This window comes from Bdellovibrio sp. HCB2-146, from assembly GCF_047345725.1.
In the GTDB taxonomy this organism is placed as follows: Bacteria; Bdellovibrionota; Bdellovibrionia; order Bdellovibrionales; family Bdellovibrionaceae; genus Bdellovibrio.
In genome coordinates this window covers 474,661-494,363 of sequence record NZ_JBLEQP010000002.1, presented here as the reverse complement: position 1 = coordinate 494,363, position 19,703 = coordinate 474,661, and the positions used below count along the sequence as shown (strand labels likewise).

Genomic DNA, 19,703 nt, shown 5'->3' with positions numbered 1-19,703 from the left:
ATCTTTACGGGGTGTGTTCTTGTACCAAAGATTTTCACGGCGGCATCTATTAGCAAAACTAGCACAAACAGCGGCGGTAGCTTGTATCACAAGCTCTGCACCGAGTGCGTTTGGTTTTGTGAGTTCGAGAATATCGCGCCGACGTCTTCCCGCAATTTATGCTTGGGGAAACAACAAGAATGATCGTTTAGGTTTGAATGCTAACGACAACGTTTCCTCTCCAATTCTTCATTCTCCCAATCAATGGGCGAAAATCGCATTAGATGACAATACCGTTTACTATATTGCTCCGGATAAAACGCTGTGGAGTTCGGGTATTGATACAAACAACGCCGGACTTCCAGGTAATGGCACGGTCGGAGCAAATAATATATTACCAATTCAAGTGAATGGTGAAGCGTGGAAAGATGTTGCGACAAATGATTCCACGACACTTGCGATCAAAGAGAACGGAACACTTTGGGCCTGGGGAGCCAATAACTTTGGACTTTTAGGGCAAACCAATTTAGGAGATTTTGTTTCGTCAACTCCGGTGTTTATTGCGTCCAGTACAACAACATGGCGATCTATTTCGGGTCACAATCACGCGGCCTTTATTAATGCAGCGGGTGAGCTGTATGTCACCGGTGACGGTTCGAATGGAAAACTTGGATTAGGAAGTACCACGAGTGTTTCTTCGCTTACCCGAGTAGGATCGACAACGTGGTTAAAAGTAAGTTGCGGCAACCGTCATACGATGGCGATTCGATCTGACGGAACAATGTGGGGTTGGGGCACTCGCACCGATGGAGCCTTGGGAGATGGTGGGAACTCAGGAACGGTCTCAACACCCAAACAAATCGGATCGGCGACAAACTGGGCGGATGTTGTTTGCGGATACGATTTAACAATGGCGTTAAAAACTGACGGAACACTTTGGTTTACGGGATATAACGGTGATGGAACCGCAGGGCTGGGGCATAAAACTAATCAATCAGCGTTTATACAATCGGCAAGTGGAGTTTCAAAAATTTCTGTAAAAATGGAAAGTTGCTTGGGAATTATTTCCGATGGCACTCTTTGGTCGATCGGTAACTCTGCTGATTATCAAGCGGGTTTGGGAACGACTTCTGATTATGTGTGGGCATCGAATACATCGAGTGCGACGAACTGGCAAAGCGTCAGTGTGGGACATAATCACGTCGTAGCCACACGCACGAATGGAACTGTGTGGGTGTGGGGTAATAACTCCGACGGACAGTTAGGGCGAGGCAATACCACGACTATCTCAACTCCTGTGCAAATGGGAACTTGGACTGATTGGACGGCAGTTGCAGCCGGAGATTGTTTTACGGCGGGAATTCGGAACGGCACACTCTGGGTCTGGGGTTATATCGGATACTGGCATAACACGAAATTCGTTTCAACGCCGGTGCAAATAGGAGCTGACACGGATTGGGCTCCGGTTATCAATGTTGCTTCCAAAGATACTTTCTATGTGCAAAAAACAAACGGCGATCTTTATGGCTTTGGCTATAACGTCACTGGTTTGTTTGGAAAAGATATTCACGCTCGCGTATCTTCACCCATTCAAATTGGTTCTGATACCGATTGGTCGAAAGTTCAAATCAGTGATCACACGGCACTTGCTTTGAAAACAACAGGTACGTTGTGGCAGTGGGGTTGGCAGCAGTATCAGTATTCAGATGTCGACAGTGTTTATTATGATATTTCTCTGGATCGCAAACGTTCCCCAGTTCAAGTCGGCGTTCTGACGACTTGGAGTAAAATTGCAGCCGGACGAAGTGTTCATGGAGCGATTCAAACTGATAATACGCTTTGGATGTGGGGGGCTGGTTCTGCGTTGCTTGGCAACGGGAATGCGACAACTCACGTATCGACGCCAGTGCGTTTGGGAGCGACTTCGACGTGGACGGATATTTCATTAGGCTTGGGAAGTGGAGCTGCTATCCGTTCTGATGGAACATTGTGGACGTGGGGCTTTAATGATGTGGGTCAGTTGGGTATTGGAACGACAGCTGACAAAAGTACGCCAGTTGGAGTAGGCTCTGATACATGGACGGCTATTGCAGCAGGTGCGAAACATTTCGTTGGACTTCGTACTGCGGGAACCGCATTTGCGTGGGGAGCTGGTACATATGGCCAACTCGGTAACGGTGTGACTTCCAATAACAGCTCTCCTGTTCAAATTGGAAGCCAAACAGATTGGAAAAAAATCTGGGCCGGTGGTAACGGCAGCATGGGACGACGTTAATTATTTTACCAAGCGCAAAACTTCAGAGCGGAAGATGATTTCATCTTCTGTCTCGCCCCAGCCAACCACTTTAAATTCAATCGTGATGTCGCCATTCGGTGCAGTTGTTAATACCTTCAAGTAAGAGCGGCCTTCATCTTGAGCAAGGGAGTGTTCAGAGTGAAGCGGCCAAGTAGCAGGGTTGGAACTTAAGTCGCTTTCCCAGTAATACCACGTGCTTGCTGTGATTTGATCGTCAGGCACGTCAATGATTTCACAAATTTGTCCGTAAGCGCTGAGGCCGTCATGATCCCAAACGTAAACGCCGACAACTTGGTTACTTGCACTCACCATATAGTGAGCAGTTGATGGAGCATCAGCGGCGCGTTCTGCAACGAACTCTTGAAGATAAGCAAGGCCCTTTGCCGTACAAGGCTTGATAGTGGGAACATTTGCAAAGGCAGGTGCAGTTGAAAGAAGTGAAAGGGCCAAAATAAGTGCTCTCATAGTTATCTCCATTTGTATGGAGACCTTCTGTCACAGAATAATGGCCCGGTCCTCTTCGTTTAATGAATATTGTTATGCATTTGAACCAGTTAAAATCCAATTGGGTTTGAGCACATATAAGTCTCATTCCCGAGGCGAATGTTTCGTCCGCCACGCTGATCGAAGTTTAAGATTCGTCCATCTTGAAGCTTAATCTTGATTTGCATTCCGCCTTTAGAGATTGCTGAAATTACAGCCTTGTTAGAGGCGATAAGTTTAGACTCTGATTCATCAGAGAAGACACTGACGTTTTGTGTTGTGTATACGCGCTCGTCGATTCGAAGTTGAACGCCAACGGTAAGTTGCGTTCTTGAACTGTCGTACATTGAGGGAATAAAGATCTCAAAAAAATAGTTATCATTTTTATTTTGAGTGCAATCTGCTGTAAAAATAAGTGGATCCTGAACTCCGTCGGCGCCGCTACCAATGATAACACCGGAGCTTGCTTTTGCTGAACTTGCAGAAGTAATTGATTTTTTGCCAACAGATTTGATAACCACGTCTGAAGTTTGTGCTAATACGATTGAGGGAATTAAAAGTGCAAAGAAAATTAGATTTTTCATGACTGACCTTTCGTTTCCGAACGTCCCACTGGCGCGTGATTCATATCACGGAGGATAGGGCCTGTTGCCGGAATAATATTTAAATTAATTTGATAAACTTTTTTGCCGTGACCTTCCGAAGAGTCGAAATCCTGGAGGGTGTTCTCTAATGTGCGGCGTAATTGATTATGTACCTCTTGGAACTGATCTTCGGTTAGCGCCATGACAAGGCTTTGGAAACGACGAGTTTCCTTAGGAAGTTCAAGTGCATTGGCTGCTTCCTCCAAGCTTTTGCGGTGGAAGCTTTGAAGGGCGATGTTGCCCAAGACATCTTGCGTCGCGACCTGGCCTTCTTTTGAATGCCATTGTCCTTGTGAATCTTTATCCGCCAATCCAATTTTTCGAAGTATCTGCAGTTGTTCAGCGACTTCTGATTCCTTGACTCCTAAGAGAGCAGCTAATCGTGCTTCAGTCTTTTCAATATCATTTAATCCCAGTAGAACCTGGAGGCGGGGGATCTTGTATGATGAAAGGAAATCAAAAAGATCTTTTGAGGAAACCTCCAAGATCTCGTGAGATTTCAATTTGTACTTTTCATGTAGCTTCGTGATCTCGCGAATGTGTGTTTCTTTTTGTTCGAGCGTCGTTGCGCGAGCTAGACCAACAAGGTTGTGAAAGTAGCGAGCTTCACTGTTGTTGAGTTTTAGAGATTTTGAAATTAAAGCGGCAACACTTTCAGTTAAACTGCGTTTTCCAACCAATACCAAACGCAAGAAGGAGCGGCTTTTCAGGCCCAACTCATCTGCCCAGACAGCATACGAAAACTCGGGGTTGAGTTTCTTTCTTTGCTCGTAGTAGGCCTTCAAAAACAAAATCGCGTCTGCGAAATTCCAAATTTGAAGGTTGTTTGGTGTGTTCAAGTTTTGCCTCATAAGTGACTAGCTTTATAAATGATGCGACGAATAAAATCAAGATTCGCAAGTGATCTGAGCACGATTAAATTCATAACATGCTGATTATACTAGGTAATATGTATTAAAAATTTTACAATAGAGAGCTATCTGGATACGAGGAATGAATTAGGCCGTGTTCTTGCCGTATACAGTGGATGGCAAAAATGGGTCATTCGTTGGAAAAGGTCGTCCATAAATCAATGGATTTCAGATCAGCCGGATCGGATTTTGCTAGTTAGATATTAGATATTTATAAGGAATTTGAGTGATAAAGGGGCTCTGTGCTTTTTTGATAGTGGGGAGTTTGAGCTTATCTGCGCTGGCAGAGGTTCTTCCGCGTCCGTACTTTGATGAAGGCGGTGTCTTTAGATTAGGTCAGCCACAAGAAGTTCTTTCTTTACCGCTATCAGATTCTTTGAGGGTCTTTGCTTTTTCGGAAGCTCTCCCACACTGTGCAGAGCCTATTCAGAAACTCGATGGCTATTTGAGTGAATTCGTGGTGCGTCCTGAATCCTATGTGCGCAAAGCTTTGTCCAAGTTTGTTGCGAATGTCAGTGACTCTAGTTTTACCAACGTACGAATCTTTTTTGATTTTTTCGGGACGCGCTCAAAGATGTATCGCAGCTTTTACGTGCATCCGCGTGAACTGGTGGATGCCTCAATTTCTTTAGACTGCTCGCGCTTATCAAAATATGCTCTTCCGGTTTTGGTTGGGCATGAACTCATCCACCATTTGAATCACGATCGTGATCTTAGTCCGTGGATAGATGAAATGATGGCTCAACAGGTTGAAGCAGAAATTGCGGAAGGTCCTTTGTTTGATCTTCACGAAAATATCTCTCACGACAGTCAGGTTTTAAGCTTCTTTGCACGTGAAATGCCGTTTAAAAACTCAAAGGAATACGCGATTAACTCTCTTTTTGGATCTTTTGTTTCGAGTCGCTATGGGGCGGCTGTATTTCGTGCCATTCCGAACGGAACTCAATCCTTAGGAGATTTTGCAGTGGTTCTTAAAACAGAACCACGCCTCTTAATCCGTCAGTTCGTCTTAAGTCTCAACTCAGGTTTTGAAATCCCTGGGTGGGGAGGGTTTGCTAAGTCCGCTCTTATTGAAAAGCCTGGCACCTATCATTTAGAATCCGGCGGTTTTTTGCGAATAGACTCTAAATGGAGTTCCAATTTTGTACAGCCAATTAGTACTTCGTCATTGGAAGTTTATCGAGTTCTTAAATCTGGAAAGAATACGAAAATTCAATCAGTGTTGGAGGCAGTTTCTGGAAAGTGGAATGAGAATTTTCTTTTACTCATCAATACCTCTGAAACCGAGCAGTTCGAAATTGAATTCAAATAAATCTAACCATTCGCTGTTAAATCATCCTTCTACAGTTTTCTTTATCTCCGAGATAAGAAGGTGCTTAATTTTCGTTCTATAAGAGCTTTTTCGTTCAACCAAATAAAGAGGCAGAGAGTAGTCGCCTTCATGGATTGATTTGAAGGTGCCGTTCTTTAATTCCGTGCGCACTAAGAAGCGGGGGAGGATTGTGACGCCAAGGCCGTTTAAGACTAAGCTTTTTCGTGCCATGGAGCTGCTGGAAACCGCGACGACTTTCACCCCTTTGTGGTGAGCTTTGTATTTCTCAAAAAGAGGGAGTCTTGAAGACTCATCATCGTCTTGTTCTTTGGAAGCAATGAATGATTCCATAGTTGTTTTATTTTTCGCAAGTTCCTTTGCGATCACGAATTCAAAAGGCACATTGGTGAGTTTTGATTTTTCAAGGTCAGCTGGAAGATCGGGCACATTAAAGAACATGCCGAACTCAATTGTTCCAGAGCGGATTTTGTCGATTAATAATTGAGCGGGTCCCGCATGGTGAATAGGGCGAACCCCTGGATATTTCTGAATCACGTTTTTTAGAACTGAGCCCATCGCATCCGGAGCCAGGGAGTCTGAGGTCGCAAAGCAAAGATCCCCAGATGTCTGCTCATGACGATCTTTGGCGTAAGCGGTGATTTGCCCGGCATTCAGAAAGACCTTTTGGGCAAGTTGATAGACCTCTTTCCCTTCGGTGGTGAGGATGATCTGCTTTTTCTGGCGCTCGAGTAGTTTAAAACCCAATTGCTGCTCTAAAAGCTTAATCGCACGGCTGATGACGGGTTGTTGCACATGAAGAGCTTCCGCAGCCCTTGTGAATCCGTTTGAGTTCACTACATAGAAAAAGTACTTCAGGTAGTTGAGGTCTAAATTATCCATACACTGTATCTATCATATTTATATAAATAATCAATTTGAAGTATTTAGGTATGAAGCTTATTTAGTGCTCCGGACTTAAACGGGCCCTCTGAAGACTTGAAGGCCTTTAAGTGAACCAGCTAGTTCCTTGGGGCGGAGATAACTCAAGGGGCGGGCTTTAAAAAATCGAGTTTATAAAGGATAGCAATATGAAAATCATGATTTCGTTTTTGATTGCGTTAATGAGCGTATCCGCATTTGCATCTAACGAACCTACCGTCTGTGATGCTGAAATTAGTAATTATATGGAGAACGAGCTCGGTGCTCTTGATGTTGTCGGGCCTGTTGCCGTTCTTGCTCGTACAGAAAAAATGACGATCCAAAGAGTGATTGCGGATCAAGCGGGCGGATACGCTATGTACGAAGTCGTAACAAGAAATAGCGACTGCGCAGTTCTTGCGACATCTTTTATTTACGCCGACTAAACCTCTATTGCGAAGGAGTTAAATGTGAAAAAGTTGAACCTGTTTTTTATTGTTTCATCTATCGGTCTTTATGCCTTCGGAGCAACACGCCACCTTGATTGCGTCTTGGAAGATTCGGGAGAAGTTAATCTTTCCTTTGTCTATTCAGAGGCATCTCCTCAGAGATTCAATGCTTTCATAGGCAGAGAGAAGTGGTCAAATCCCTACGCAATCTCAAAGGCTTGTGAGCTTATAAAGGCGGAGCTTGTTGGTGATTTTAAACAACTCCTCGGCGTAAGAGAGTGTTTTGCTTACGGCCAGTCATCAGCAGAAACTCAGTTCACAATCGACCTTACGGAAAAGGGAGCAGAGCTTACCGGAAACAAAGCAAGAACCACACTGCTTTTCCGCCCTATATGGCCGGTGTCCGACGAGTTCCTATCGATTGAAGACGATTCTACTTGCATTGATTACTATTAAAACAAAATTGGCAGCTTGATACGCGTCTAATGCTGGAATGGAAAAACCGTCGTGGCAGCGGTTTTTGTGTGTCGCTAATTCAGAGGTCACGACTTGCGTCCGTTTTGAAAGTTGAGTTCTCTCTACAAATTCATTAGAGATGTTGCATCGGTGTGAAGATATCTTCACATCGTGCCGTTTGGCACTTTTTGGGTTGCGCCGTGGTTTGTGAATGTTGTTAGCTCTTTTTTATGGAAATAAAAAACGAAAACCCAACTATCATCACGCAAGAAGATAAAAAAACAAATAAATGGAACTTAGAGAAAAGATCTCTCTTCGTTCTATTTGTGATTTTCGCCGTTGTTATACTTGGCGCCTGGGGATTTGCCATCAGATTGCAGCAAACCGTGGCAGCTAATAATTCCGCGACCCATGCAGATCCTTCGGCTTTAATTGAAATAGAAAAGTTACGAAACCTTTCTGCGGCACAAATTGACACCAGCCGCGCTTTTTTTCTTTTAGGTTCGTCATCGTTATTTGAGCGCCAAAGAACTTTGCGCGCTGATTTTGGAAGAGCTCTTACGGACTTCCAAGAAAAGTACAATCTTCCGAAAGTCGCTGAGTATATAAAGCAGATCCGCGAACTCACAGATAAAACGCAAAGTTTTTTTGATCAAGGTATGGAGTTCCGAGAAAAGAAAACTGAATCCAAAATCGTAGGACAGTTTTTCCAATCTAAAACCGGTTCTATCAATACTGAAATCAATAAACTTTTCGATGAAGTCAAGAGACTGCATCAGGAAGAGCTGGATAAAAATCGCGAAGAGGCGCGTAAGGCCGCCGTAGGTGCCGAACTTCAGATTCCGCAAGGTATGACTTCATTAACTGTGTCGATGGCGATTATCTTTGTTGCGATGGCATTTCTGGTGATTCGCTTGGTGCGCAAACAAGAATTCCAACTGGCACAACAAAAACGTCTGTATTTAGAAGCGCAAAAAGCCGTGCAAGACCGTGATGAAACTCTTTGGGCTATTTCAAATGATCTGAAGGATTCACTGCATATTATTAATACGACTGCGGATCGACTGGCTGCAGCTCCGCAAGATTTGGATTTTATTGAGAGTAGTCAGCTAATGAAAAGCACGGTCACAACGATTGAGGGTGTGATTGAAGATATTCGTGATAATAACAGCAATAAAATGGAAGGCATTACCTTGCGCATGGATCAATTGCCGATAGATCAAGTGCTTGAGAACGCCCGACAGGTCATGGAGCCCATCGCGAAAGAACATGGTGTTCGTTTGCAAGTGGATACAGTCAATCCGCCTATTTTGGCATTTTACGATAATGACCGTGTAGTGAGAATTCTAGTGAATCTTATTAGTAACGCGATCAAGTTTTCCGCGCGCGGAGAAAAAGTCGTCGTGAAAGTTCGTTCAGATCAGAAGTTTGCGAATATTTCGGTTATCGACACAGGGACGGGAATTCCATCCGATCAGGTTTCTGGAATTTTCGATAACTTCTGGCAAGCTAAAAAGACTGCCGATCAAGGTGCTGGCATCGGCCTTGCGATGGTCAAAACACTGGTCACAGCTCACGGCGGAACGGTGGAAATGCAGAGCCAGTCGGGACGAGGCACAACAGTGACATTCTCATTGCCGCGTCGTCGCCCGGTGGGGGCTGCGATTAAAAAATCGACGGTGACGATCAAACACAGTGATGTTCCTAATTGGAACCTTTAAAGGGTGTCCCGGGTTGGCTTTTGCATTCGGCTCTGAATTAATTCCAGGAGCCTTTTGCAAATCGGATCGTTAGGAGTTTTCGCATTTTTTTGTATAGATTGAACGACCTCTAAAGCATATTGTAGGTCCGGTCGGGGATCGAGATCCAATATTGTTCTAAAGGCGATTTCATACTCTGGGAGATACCAATAGTAGTTTCCACCCCCACCTTGAGATAGAAATTCCTCTAATAAATTGCTGTTAACAGGAACTCCAACAAGAGAAATATAGACCCTCAGGATATCCAGATATTTCGCAGTGTTCTTAATGTCATCAGTTCCAGATCCCCTAAAGGCGAAAGTATTACCTATTCTAGAGCTTATTCTGCCAAGTTCGTTTTCGGCCAGCACTTTTAAACCGTGTGGTTGGTGAGGCGAATAGGCTCGGCTTTTTAACTCTTTCAGAAATGCCGATTTATCTAAAATGTGTTCCCAATGTTTCGATACGATCTCCATTAGAGATGTTCGTTCATTTGAGAAATCGAATCCAAATGAAAGGGGGATATCTAAAAATCTAAAATCTAGGGTTCTTTTGAATTCAAATAAAAATTTTCGTGAATAATCGCCAGTCGCACCTTGAGGTATCTGTAGCTCTAAAAGACGGTTTAGAATATCGGGCTTGCTAGCGTTGTAGAGAGGATCGTCATTTCTGTAGTTCTTAGTTGGTATATCAGTCAGAAGGTTAGGATGGAACTTTACAATTTGATCAAGACTCGTGGGCGATAGATCATTGATGATCGTAGATAGGTGAACTCGAGTAAATTTATACGGGCTGTAATATCGTAACACATAATCCAAAACATCTTCTCTATTAGAAGCTAAGGCCGCTCGTAAATAATTAGGCTCTCTTCTATAGCCGTCCTCCGTGAATCTTAAAAAATCCAAATCGAATCTAAAACCTCTTTTTACGAGACAGTTGAAAAAATCCAGTTGGCCTTGAGTGAGTAAATTAATGACCAGTACATGTAGGCTATAGCTGCTGGGTGAATCATCAGTTATTTCATTCAAATCAAGAGTTGGGTTTTTAGTTAAAAATGTTTCTATGTCTGCGATGGTGGAGGTGTGAGCGGTAAACTTTCTAACCAGGATTTCGAATTCTTTTTTAGCATCATAATCATCATTTGATACGGAAAGTTTGGCTCCTGCTTTTTCCCAATCAAAATACTCAGAGGTTTTCGTAAATTTATCGACGATGGCATTTTTAAAAGAAACGTCCTTCAGATAAGCATCTGTGAAATCGACTCCTCGTAAATCAGCACCTGAAAAGCTCGCCTTAAGAAGATTGGCCGCTTTAAAGCTTGTCCCTTGCAAACTCTGATTTTCAAAAGATCTTGATACAAAACTCAAACTACTGAAGTCTCGGCATTCGCTCGTAGTTTCATCTGTGTTGAAGCCTCGTTCGAGGTTTTGGTTGAAGCACACCCCTGAAGTTGAGTTATAGGTATAGAGAGGCGCAGCATAACCAGAGGAAAAAAGGACAGTGATCATTGAAAATAGCAGCAATTTCATGAAGAACTCCCGGGTTAGCTTCTATAAACGACGGGATTTTCTGTCAATTTTAAACAGGGAATTATAATTCCTTCCTGGTGTTTCCAAATATCACTGAGTATATCGAGAGGGACTGTCTTCACGGCGCATATGAATGGGTAGTGGAGGGCGCTGTTTTTTCTGAGAGAGGCTTTCTTGTAAGGTCTGAGACAGCTAAGAAATTAAAAAGTGGTGCGCGGAGAGGGACTTGAACCCTCACGCTTGCGCATACGCCCCTCAAACGTACGTGTCTACCAATTCCACCATCCGCGCGCACAGCTGAAACGTCCAGTTATCTGGACCGAGGGAAACACTACTTAAACATTTTTAGACCCCAGAGTCAATATACGGCATTTGTACAAAAAATTAGCAATTTTTTACCCCGGCACTAACCCCCGAAGTGTGGTCAGGCATCTATACAGTAAGAGCACGGACGCTCTTAACACGGAAGCGAAGATTGCTAGGATGGCAGCCGAAGCGACCGAGGCCAAGGAAGGCCGACAAAAATAGAAGGGAAGAAGGTTATGGCAGATCTACAAGATGTAGGCTTGTTCTGTCTCTTCTACTCCGGAGTGGTGATCTACTCGCTGTGGGTCACGATCGCAAGAACTCCGGCACGTGTGGAGGCAAGAGCAACAACACGAAGATGGAAATAAAATTTTAGGTGCGGACTCCTTGAAGGTTTGGTGGTTCCCTTCAAGAGTCCCGGGGGGCCCTACAGGCCCCCCATTTTTTTTTGAATTGATGAAAAAGGCCCAGCTGACTGCGTTGTCAGGTACGGTCCTCGCTCCGACGTACTGAAAGTACGCCTGCGCTGCGGGCCGCACCCTCCGCCTTGCATCTGAACCTTTTTGATCAATTCTCTTTCGACAACTCGCATTATGAGTCCGTCTTTTAAAACTCAAAAAGAGTCCTGAAACTCGTGCATTCTCCTCTAGGATTTGATAATTTCTAGAGCTTATGACAAACGCACAAAACACACGCACAAATCCTTATTCAGCCGTAAAACCAGATGTTCAACTTGCCAAGCAAGAAGAAGCAATTCTCGAATTCTGGGATAAGGGTCAAATTTTTCAGAAGTCTCTGACTGCAAATTCAAAAACTTACAGTTTTTATGATGGTCCTCCATTTGCGACAGGTCTTCCGCATTATGGTCACTTGCTTGCGGGTGTTTTGAAAGACATCGTTCCTCGTTATTGGACGATGAAGGGTTACAATGTTTCTCGTCGTTTCGGTTGGGACTGTCATGGTCTTCCAGTCGAATACGAAATCAACAAAGCAAATAAAATCGAAAGTCGTAAAGACGTCTTGAAGTGGGGAGTTGATAACTACAACAACGCCTGCCGCTCTATCGTAAAACGTTATTCGACGGAATGGAAAACCACAGTTCGCAGAGTCGGTCGTTGGGTCGATATGGAAAAGCCATACTTCACAATGGACGTGGAATTCATGCAATCCGTCTGGTGGGTATTCCAACAGCTTTTCCAAAAAGGTTTGATCTACGAAGGCTACAAAGTTGTTCCTTACTCTGTGGGGATTTCGACGTCGCTTTCAAATTTTGAAGCGAATCAAAACTATAAAATGGTTCAAGACCCTGCAATCACAGTGATGTTCAAGTTGATCAATCAGTCTGATACTGCGGTGATGGCATGGACGACGACTCCTTGGACATTGCCTTCCAACTTAGCGTTGGCAGTAGGCCTTGATATCGATTACGTCAAAGTTCTTGAGAAATCTACAGGTCGTAAATTGATCTTGGGTCAAGCATTGCTTCCGTCTGTATTTAAAAAACCAGATGAAGAAGTTGAAGTTTTGCAAATGATGAAAGGTAAAGACCTCGTCGGTTTAACTTACGAGCCTTTGCTTCCTTATTTCGGCGATCGCGCTGATAAAGGTGCATTCCGCATTATCTCTTCTGATCACGTGACAACTGATAGCGGTACGGGTGTTGTACACATGGCGCCAGCATTCGGTGAGGAAGACTACTTTGCGTGTTCTAAAGCTGGCATCCCAATGGTCAATCCAGTGGATGACGACGGTATGTTCACAGCTGAAGTTCCGGATCATCAAGGCAAGCGTGTTAAAGACGCTGATAAAGACATCATCGCGGATCTTAAAAAACGCGGATCATTGTTTAAACAAGATACGATCCAACATAGTTACCCATTCTGTTATCGCTCGGATACGCCGCTCATCTATCGTGCGGTGTCTTCTTGGTTCGTTGCAGTTGAAAAAATCAAAGAGAACTTGGTCGCGAATAACAAAAACACGACTTGGGTTCCAGATCATCTTCGTGATGGTCGTTTCGGTAACTGGCTTGAGAATGCTCGTGACTGGGCGATCTCGCGCAACCGTTTCTGGGGAACGCCATTGCCAATCTGGAGAAATGCGGAAGGCGAAGTGATCGTTGTTGGATCACGTGCTGAGCTTGAAAAACTCTCTGGTCAAAAAGTTGAAGATCTTCACATCGAATTCGTTGATAAGATCACAATTCCTTCACCAACTGGGAAGTCAGCTTTGAAACGCGTTGATGGCGTTTTGGACTGCTGGTTTGAGTCGGGTTCTATGCCGTATGCTCAATGGGGATTCCCTGAAGCCAACGTTGAAGAATTTAAAAAAGCATTCCCAGCTGATTTTATCGCCGAAGGTTTGGATCAAACTCGTGGTTGGTTCTACACATTGATGGTGATCGGAACAGCATTGTTCAATCAAGCGCCATTCAAAAATGTGGTCGTGAATGGATTGGTCTTGGCTGAAGACGGTCGTAAGATGTCAAAGAGCCTTAAGAACTATCCAGACCCAATGGAAGTTTTGAATCAACATGGTGCCGATGCTTTGCGTTTGTATTTGATCGACTCTCCTGTCGTAAAAGCGCAAGAGATTAAATTCACCGAAAAAGGTGTTTACGATATCGTTCGTAAGATTTTATTGAGATGGTGGAACTCTTATTCGTTCTTTGCCAACTACGCGAACATCGATGGTTTCGTACCAAAAGGTGACGCGAAAAAATCGCCGAATATCTTGGACCAATGGGTTCTTTCGCGTTTGAATGGTTTGATTGCAAATACACACAAAGAAATGGACGCGTATCGTCTGTATAACGTTGTGCCGCAGCTTTTGCAGTTCATCGAAGATTTGACGAACACATACATCCGTTTCAACAGAAGTTTGTTCTGGCAAGAAGGCATGCCGGAAACGAAACGTTACGCTTACGAGACTTTGCATGAAGTTCTTGTGACGTTGTCACGTTTGATGGCGCCGTTTGCTCCATTCATGGCGGAAACGACTTACTTGAATTTGGCACAAGTTCTTCCGAATAAAAAAGAATCTGTTCATTTGGAATCTTTCCCTGCGGAAGATCTTTCTATGCTTCGCCCAGAATTGGAAGAAGCTGTGAAGGCAATGGATACCCTTGTGACATTGGGACGTAATCACCGCGAGAAAATCGGCGTGAAAGCGAAAATCCCATTGAACGATATCCGCATCATCCACAGAAGCTCTTCGCTTCTTGAGACTTTGAAGAAATTCGAACCGTTCTTCGTAGACGAATTGAATTTCCGTAAAGTGACTTACGATTCTAATGAAGACAACTTCGTTCAAATTTCTGCTAAGGCGAATTTCCCAGTGTTGGGTAAACGTCTTGGTCCAAAAATGAAATCAGTAGGTGCTGGCATCATGGCCTTGCCTCTTGAAAGCATCTTGAAACTTGAAGCAGGTGGCACTGTCACTGTTGATGGTGAAGAGATCTCGTTGTCAGATGTAGAAATCCGTCGTGCGCCGAAAGGCAACAACGCGAACTTGTCTGTGCACCAAGTTGTATCGATCGAAGTCGATCCTACAGTGACTCCAGAGCAAGAACGTGAAGGTTTGGCTCGTGAGATCATGCGTAAGATCCAAGTGGCTCGTAAAACAGCGGACTTCCAAATGGATGATAAGATCACTCTTGAAATCGCGTGTGAAGGTTCATTGCTTGAAGCCTTGAATGCGCACAAAGAAATGATCGTGTCAGAGACTTTGACTGGTAAGTTGAATATCTTGGCATTGAGTGCAGAACCAAAAGGTAAGCACGTTGATGCTTCTGATATCGATGGCGATCCAATCAAAATCGGTGTGACAGCACTTCCGCGCGCGTAGGTTGTAGGTGAAAAAGCTCGGGCAGGTTTTTGAATTTGCAGCAATTGGTGAGGTGAGAACTCCGTTCGACGATAAGTTCGGAATCCCTCGCCAACCGGGCCTCGTATCAAAGGCAAAAGGGGTGATTAAAATTCATCCCGATCCTGATCTCAAAACGGCTCTTCGCAGTTTAGAACAATTCAGCCATCTTTGGATTGTTTTCGTTTTTCATGAACATGGTGGCAGAAATTGGAAACCGAGCATTCGTCCTCCGCGATTAGGCGGAAACGTGAAGGTCGGTGTTCTAGCTTCGCGCTCTCCACATCGTCCAAATCCAATTGGGTTGTCGGCAGTTGTTTTAGATAAAGTAGATTTGGAAGCAGAAGGTGGTCCCGAGATTCACGTTTCAGGTGTCGATCTGTTAGATGGAACGCCCGTTTTGGACATTAAACCGTATATCCCATACGCAGACTCAATCCCTGACGCAAATGCAGGGTGGGCTTCAGCGCCGATTCCAAGATACCCTGTGCACTTCACAGAGGAAGCCGATAGAAAAATCGAGAACAACGATAAAAATGGTGAGAGAAATCTAAGAGCTTTAATAATTGAAGTTCTAGAACTCGATCCAAGACCCGCATTCCAAAAACGCCAACTCCCACCAGAAGAATCCAAAACCTGGGGTACAACCTACGGCTTCGATCTCTTAGGCCACGACGTCAAATACGAAATCTGTGAAGGCTACTTCCTCGTCTACGATCTCTTGTAGGTACCTGCTTCCTTTCGTGTCGATTTGGTACCAGGTTCTTTTTCGAAACGAAAAGAAGCAGGTACCTTCAAAAAAAAAGCCCCGATCGGTGAGACCAGGGCTTTCATGGGATTGAACTATTCTAAAAAACTAGCGTACGAAATTAACGCATTCTTCTTTAGTCGAGAATGTTTGGTTGCCCGCACGAACTTGCATGTTCTCTGTATCAAGCTCAAGTGCAACCCATGGAGCTCTGTCATCACCGTCGCGTGGTGCGCAGAATAGTGCGTTGCCAGAGCGAGTAACGCGACCTGCTTTTACTAGGTCATTACATGTACTCATTGAACCGTAAGTAACTCCGTTAATGCGCTCAACTCCATTACGAGAAACAGCATTTAGCACGAAAGGTGCGCGGCTGTCACCATCGCGAGCAGAGCAGAATACTGAAGAGCGGCCTAGGCGAATGCTTGAGTGAAGAGCTGTCGTACATTCATCCATTGTTCTAAACATCGCATTCGTTCTACGAGAATCAACACCATCACGGATAACGATGATAAATGGAGCTCTGTTGTCGCTGTCGCGTGAAATACACGCAAGGTCACTTTGGTAGCGGTCTGGGCGATTCGGACGACCTTGGTTTGAGCCACCTTCGTTACGCAATGTACGACGGATTGATTCAAGGTCACGAGCGATTTCATATCGTTGGCTTTCAGTAAGGTAAGGACTTCTTTGTTGGATTTCGCGAGCGATATCCAAAGCCTTTTGTTCGATATTAAAAGATTGCGCGATAGCTGAAACAGCAAGAAGGCAACCAGCAGCAAGTACGATCACTTTTTTCATACATGTACCTTTCCGGATTAGGCCGAGAATGGCGTCCTCGACATTTTTGTTTATTTTGACGAGCGCTTGGAATGCGAGAACTTTGCCACTCTTATAAGGATATTACGCGGGGAAGGTGGGATTTCGCCTGTCTAAAGATTTGTCGATAAGGTAAAATCCTCAGGGGTGACTGTGACTAGGAGAGGGTACCTTCAATTTGTAATTTCCCAAGTTAGGTGCACTGATCTAGTCTTTAAGCTCTTGGGTATGTTAGAGAAGTAAGCTTGTTGGAGGTGGTTATGAAATCAAAGCTGCAGCATTTACTGACAATTCTCTTCCTCATCGGGGGATTTATATCGACAGGATTAATTGCTGAAGCTTGTACCGATTTTTCGGGAGAATATCGCTCTATAGAAGAGGGGCATAACGAACTCTTTTTGACGTTTACGCAGATTGGGTGCGAACGTTTGATAATGGACTATAAATACGCAGATGGCAGTGCTTTTCGAAAAGACATTCTGCTTGATGGCGTATCACGTGTGATTTTTGATGAATTCAATTTCAAAACTACAGAAGCTTTCTCGTGGGGTCTGGAGGATATTTTCTTTACAGCACATCTTGAAAATAAAATGTCAGGCCGAAAACACATCATGAAGGGGAGCTTCATGAAAGACATCGAAGGTAATATCATCGAAGACAAAACGTTTTATAACTTAAACGGAAAACGACTTTACAAAGTAATAGTAGTCCACACCCCACAGTAAGAATCTTGAATAAAATTATTGACGGAGTCACAGCGCGAAAAGATACTGGTACCAAATCAACACGAAAGTAAGCAGGTACCTTCAAAAACAAAAGACCCAGCAGAGTATTCCTGGTGGGTCTTTTTGTTTTATGTGTCAGTCTTGGTAGATATAGCCCATTAAGTGGCTTGTGTTACTTTTCTACCGACTGAACTATCATCCTTTGGAGCTTTATCGTCCAAAGTGCTTTTTGCGGTCTCGGTCGAATGTTGTTTGCTTCGACCTCTTTGGTGTTCTTCTTTCAGAGCACCATCATATCTTTTACTCGTTTGACTAAAGCCTTTATGGCGATTGTGACCTGATGACATAATCATCACCTCTTTATACGCGTCTGTTTATTTTGTTTTTCCATTCGCTGTATTTTTCATGCGCTTCATCTTTACTGATGCCGTAGCTTTTTTGAATTTCACCTTCAAGCTTGTCGAGGTTGCCTTCGGCCATATCAATTTGGTCGTCGGTTAATTTTCCCCAGGCTTGTTTGATTTTGCCTTTCATGATTTTCCAATCACCTTGGACAGTATCTTTATTCATAAAAACCTCCTGGTAGGAACACCTCTATCAAAACGCCGTTTCATTTTTTTCGGAAGACCAAATCTACATTTCCCTGTTGAATTGCATCGCCTGTCTCTCGCGCTAGTAGAGGATTTCATAACAAAATCATGACCAAAAAATGGCTTGTGGACAAAAAATTAGCTGAACGTGTCAAAGATCAATTGTCTTTACATCGACCTAGACCTTGATCTGTAATTATCTGTATTGGAGGGGTTTTATGGAATTTCTAACTAAGATTGCATTGGCTTTTGAACATGGTGGCTTTTGGATGTGGCCTATTTTGCTTATCCAAATCTTTTCAATCGCTATTATCATCGAGCGCGTTTACGCACTCTATATCCGTCGTAAATTGGATCAAACATCTATCGCGTTGGGTTTTGAAGAAAACATCCGTCGCGGCGAAATGGACAATTTGATTTCTAAAGCTCAAGCGATGATGGCGCAAAATCCGGTAGCTCGCGCTGTAGCAGCTGGTGGTATCGCTGCTAAAAATTTCGGCGGCAAAGATGAAATCCAAGGTAAAATGGATGAAGTTTTACTTGAGGAAAACGCTCATCTTGATCGTCGTACAGCTTTCCTTTCTATGCTTGGAAACGTAGCAACTCTAACAGGTCTTCTTGGAACAATCACAGGTATGATCAAGTCTTTCGCGGCCGTTGCGTTTGCGAACCCTGCTGAAAAAGCAAGCTTGTTGTCAGCTGGTATCTCGGAAGCGATGAATGCGACTGCCTACGGTTTGATCACGGCAATCCCGGCACTTGTTGCTTACGCCATCTTGCAAAACCGCGCCAATCGTTTGGCTGAAGACTTGAACCAAGGTGGTTTGAAAGTTTTCAACTGGTTGAGCTACTCTTATGAGCCTATCACTTCTTACCAAGTGAAGACTTCTAAAGCAGATCGCCAAGCCGAAGTTAACTCTTAACAAAAGAGAGTCGGTGTTGAATGAAACACTCGAAAAAAGTATTAGATTTTGAAGTGAACTTGATTCCATTCATCGACTTGCTGTCGGTTTCGATCTGCTTTTTGTTGATCACGGCAGTTTGGTTGAATGTGGGCTCAATGAACGTGAAGCAAGCTGTCGGCGGCCAAGCCAAAGAGGACACTAAAAAGACTCCGCAAGTTTGGGTTCGTATGACAGCAAAAGGTGATTTGGATCTGGAAGTTCAACAAAGCTCTCTTGTGCCGGCGGCTCTTCGTAAGCTTCGTGTTGCGCAAGTTGATAGCAAAGTTGACTGGGCAGGTTTCGAAAAGGCGCTCGCTTCGTTGAAGCAAGTGGAGCCTTCTTTGAACACTGGTTTGATCCAACCAACGGCTTCAACATCCTATGAAGATATTATCGATGCCATGGACCGTTTGAAAAAGAACGGCATGACAGATTTAGGTGTGTCTCCACTCTAGAAAGGACGGGGTTTTATGCTTTCCAATGGTATCTTAAAACAATCCGTTTTAATGGGAACTTTGGAGTCCAATTCGATCATCAATCCGCGCGGAGCAAAGTTGAAACGCCACGTGCATGCAGATTTGCTTTTGACGGCTTTGATCGACGCCTTTTCCATTCTTGTGATCTTTCTTTTGATGAATTTCTCCTCGACAGGTGAAGTTCTGTTCATGGGTAAAAACATGGAGCTGCCAAAAGCTCATTTAGCCGATGTTCTTGAAAGAAATCCGGTGATCAAGATCGATGAAGGAAAAATCTTTGTCGAAAGCAAACTTGTCACTGCAGATTCGATCACAGCAGAATTGCTGGAAATGCGTAAGAAGTATCAAGAAATTCACCCAGGACAGGAATTCCCGGGTATCGCGACAATTCAAGCAGACCGTCGAGTCAAATACGATCTCTTGAATCAAATTATCTTAGCCATGAATCAGGCTGGATACAGCGACATCAAGTTTGCTGTCGTCGCTAAATAGTTACCATGAAGGTACATGGCCGGTGG

Annotated in this window: 19 protein-coding genes and 1 tRNA gene; 12 read left to right on the top strand and 8 right to left on the bottom strand. The window is 44.0% G+C overall.

What is annotated here, in order from left to right; all coding sequences use genetic code 11:
* Positions 1 to 19: 19 nt before the first annotated feature.
* Positions 20 to 2,254: an RCC1 domain-containing protein gene (locus tag ACLWOR_RS13305; RefSeq protein ID WP_413941239.1), complete on the top strand. Its 2,235-nt coding sequence runs from the start codon at positions 20 to 22 to the stop codon at positions 2,252 to 2,254.
* Here ACLWOR_RS13305 and ACLWOR_RS13300 read toward each other — a convergent pair whose 3' ends face one another.
* From ACLWOR_RS13300 to ACLWOR_RS13290, 3 genes are all read right to left on the bottom strand, one after another.
* Entirely contained in the window at positions 2,255 to 2,740 is a 486-nt protein-coding gene (locus tag ACLWOR_RS13300; RefSeq protein WP_413941238.1) for a hypothetical protein, read from the bottom strand. It abuts the gene before it with no gap.
* Between the two features lie 89 nt (positions 2,741 to 2,829).
* Complete coding sequence (locus tag ACLWOR_RS13295) at positions 2,830 to 3,342, bottom strand: hypothetical protein (RefSeq protein WP_413941237.1); 513 nt, start codon at positions 3,340 to 3,342, stop codon at positions 2,830 to 2,832.
* Positions 3,339 to 4,241, bottom strand: coding sequence for a TIGR02147 family protein (locus ACLWOR_RS13290; RefSeq protein ID WP_413941236.1), 903 nt, complete (start codon positions 4,239 to 4,241; stop codon positions 3,339 to 3,341). Before ACLWOR_RS13290 ends, ACLWOR_RS13295 begins: the two co-directional genes overlap by 4 nt.
* 337 nt (positions 4,242 to 4,578) lie before the next feature.
* Here ACLWOR_RS13290 and ACLWOR_RS13285 point away from each other — a divergent pair, with 337 nt between their 5' ends.
* Positions 4,579 to 5,625: a hypothetical protein gene (locus ACLWOR_RS13285; RefSeq protein WP_413941235.1), complete on the top strand. Its 1,047-nt coding sequence runs from the start codon at positions 4,579 to 4,581 to the stop codon at positions 5,623 to 5,625.
* Positions 5,626 to 5,646: 21 nt separating this feature from the next.
* Here ACLWOR_RS13285 and ACLWOR_RS13280 read toward each other — a convergent pair whose 3' ends face one another.
* Positions 5,647 to 6,525, bottom strand: a complete 879-nt coding sequence (locus ACLWOR_RS13280; protein WP_413941233.1) for a LysR family transcriptional regulator — start codon at positions 6,523 to 6,525, stop codon at positions 5,647 to 5,649.
* A 188-nt stretch (positions 6,526 to 6,713) separates the two neighbouring features.
* Between ACLWOR_RS13280 and ACLWOR_RS13275 the strand changes: the two genes are divergently transcribed.
* The 3 genes from ACLWOR_RS13275 to ACLWOR_RS13265 all read left to right on the top strand — a co-directional run bounded on the left by ACLWOR_RS13275 (position 6,714) and on the right by ACLWOR_RS13265 (position 9,169).
* A complete protein-coding gene (locus ACLWOR_RS13275; RefSeq protein WP_413941232.1) occupies positions 6,714 to 6,989 on the top strand; it encodes a hypothetical protein in 276 nt (91 codons plus the stop codon).
* 24 nt (positions 6,990 to 7,013) lie between these two features.
* On the top strand, positions 7,014 to 7,448 hold the full coding sequence (locus ACLWOR_RS13270; RefSeq protein ID WP_413941231.1) for a hypothetical protein: 435 nt from the start codon (positions 7,014 to 7,016) through the stop codon (positions 7,446 to 7,448).
* Positions 7,449 to 7,678: 230 nt separating this feature from the next.
* A complete protein-coding gene (locus ACLWOR_RS13265; protein ID WP_413941230.1) occupies positions 7,679 to 9,169 on the top strand; it encodes a sensor histidine kinase in 1,491 nt (496 codons plus the stop codon).
* Here the strand turns inward: ACLWOR_RS13265 and ACLWOR_RS13260 are convergent.
* Both ACLWOR_RS13260 and ACLWOR_RS13255 read right to left on the bottom strand, forming a co-directional pair.
* Entirely contained in the window at positions 9,166 to 10,716 is a 1,551-nt protein-coding gene (locus tag ACLWOR_RS13260; RefSeq protein ID WP_413941229.1) for a pentapeptide repeat-containing protein, read from the bottom strand. The two genes, ACLWOR_RS13265 and ACLWOR_RS13260, sit on opposite strands and share 4 nt — an antisense overlap.
* A 208-nt stretch (positions 10,717 to 10,924) precedes the next feature.
* Positions 10,925 to 11,007 (bottom strand) — tRNA-Leu (locus ACLWOR_RS13255).
* A 251-nt stretch (positions 11,008 to 11,258) separates the two neighbouring features.
* On the opposite strand from ACLWOR_RS13255, the gene ACLWOR_RS13250 reads away from it, so the two are divergent.
* From ACLWOR_RS13250 to tsaA, 3 genes are all read left to right on the top strand, one after another.
* Positions 11,259 to 11,390, top strand: coding sequence for a hypothetical protein (locus ACLWOR_RS13250; RefSeq protein ID WP_413941228.1), 132 nt, complete (start codon positions 11,259 to 11,261; stop codon positions 11,388 to 11,390).
* A 304-nt stretch (positions 11,391 to 11,694) separates the two neighbouring features.
* Positions 11,695 to 14,868, top strand: coding sequence for an isoleucine--tRNA ligase (gene ileS, locus ACLWOR_RS13245; protein ID WP_413941227.1), 3,174 nt, complete (start codon positions 11,695 to 11,697; stop codon positions 14,866 to 14,868).
* Between the two features lie 7 nt (positions 14,869 to 14,875).
* Positions 14,876 to 15,613 carry a tRNA (N6-threonylcarbamoyladenosine(37)-N6)-methyltransferase TrmO gene (gene tsaA, locus ACLWOR_RS13240; protein ID WP_413941226.1) on the top strand — a complete coding sequence of 246 codons (738 nt, stop codon included), beginning with the start codon at positions 14,876 to 14,878 and terminating at the stop codon, positions 15,611 to 15,613.
* A 129-nt stretch (positions 15,614 to 15,742) separates the two neighbouring features.
* On the opposite strand, the gene ACLWOR_RS13235 is transcribed toward tsaA, so the two are convergent.
* Entirely contained in the window at positions 15,743 to 16,432 is a 690-nt protein-coding gene (locus ACLWOR_RS13235) for a hypothetical protein (RefSeq protein WP_413941225.1), read from the bottom strand.
* Positions 16,433 to 16,710: 278 nt separating this feature from the next.
* Here ACLWOR_RS13235 and ACLWOR_RS13230 point away from each other — a divergent pair, with 278 nt between their 5' ends.
* Positions 16,711 to 17,175, top strand: coding sequence for a hypothetical protein (locus ACLWOR_RS13230; RefSeq protein ID WP_413941224.1), 465 nt, complete (start codon positions 16,711 to 16,713; stop codon positions 17,173 to 17,175).
* Between the two features lie 360 nt (positions 17,176 to 17,535).
* On the opposite strand, the gene ACLWOR_RS13225 is transcribed toward ACLWOR_RS13230, so the two are convergent.
* Positions 17,536 to 17,745, bottom strand: a complete 210-nt coding sequence (locus ACLWOR_RS13225) for a CsbD family protein (protein ID WP_413941223.1) — start codon at positions 17,743 to 17,745, stop codon at positions 17,536 to 17,538.
* Positions 17,746 to 17,983: 238 nt separating this feature from the next.
* Between ACLWOR_RS13225 and ACLWOR_RS13220 the strand changes: the two genes are divergently transcribed.
* From ACLWOR_RS13220 to ACLWOR_RS13210, 3 genes are read left to right on the top strand one after another with little or no spacing between them, the layout of a single operon-like run.
* Positions 17,984 to 18,688: a MotA/TolQ/ExbB proton channel family protein gene (locus tag ACLWOR_RS13220; protein ID WP_413941222.1), complete on the top strand. Its 705-nt coding sequence runs from the start codon at positions 17,984 to 17,986 to the stop codon at positions 18,686 to 18,688.
* A gap of 20 nt (positions 18,689 to 18,708) precedes the next feature.
* Positions 18,709 to 19,164 (top strand): ExbD/TolR family protein, encoded by a 456-nt coding sequence (locus ACLWOR_RS13215; RefSeq protein WP_413941221.1) that lies wholly within the window; start codon positions 18,709 to 18,711, stop codon positions 19,162 to 19,164.
* A gap of 15 nt (positions 19,165 to 19,179) precedes the next feature.
* The gene (locus ACLWOR_RS13210; protein ID WP_413941220.1) at positions 19,180 to 19,677 is read left to right on the top strand and encodes an ExbD/TolR family protein; all 498 of its coding nucleotides are present in this window, start codon (positions 19,180 to 19,182) and stop codon (positions 19,675 to 19,677) included.
* Positions 19,678 to 19,703: the final 26 nt, after the last annotated feature.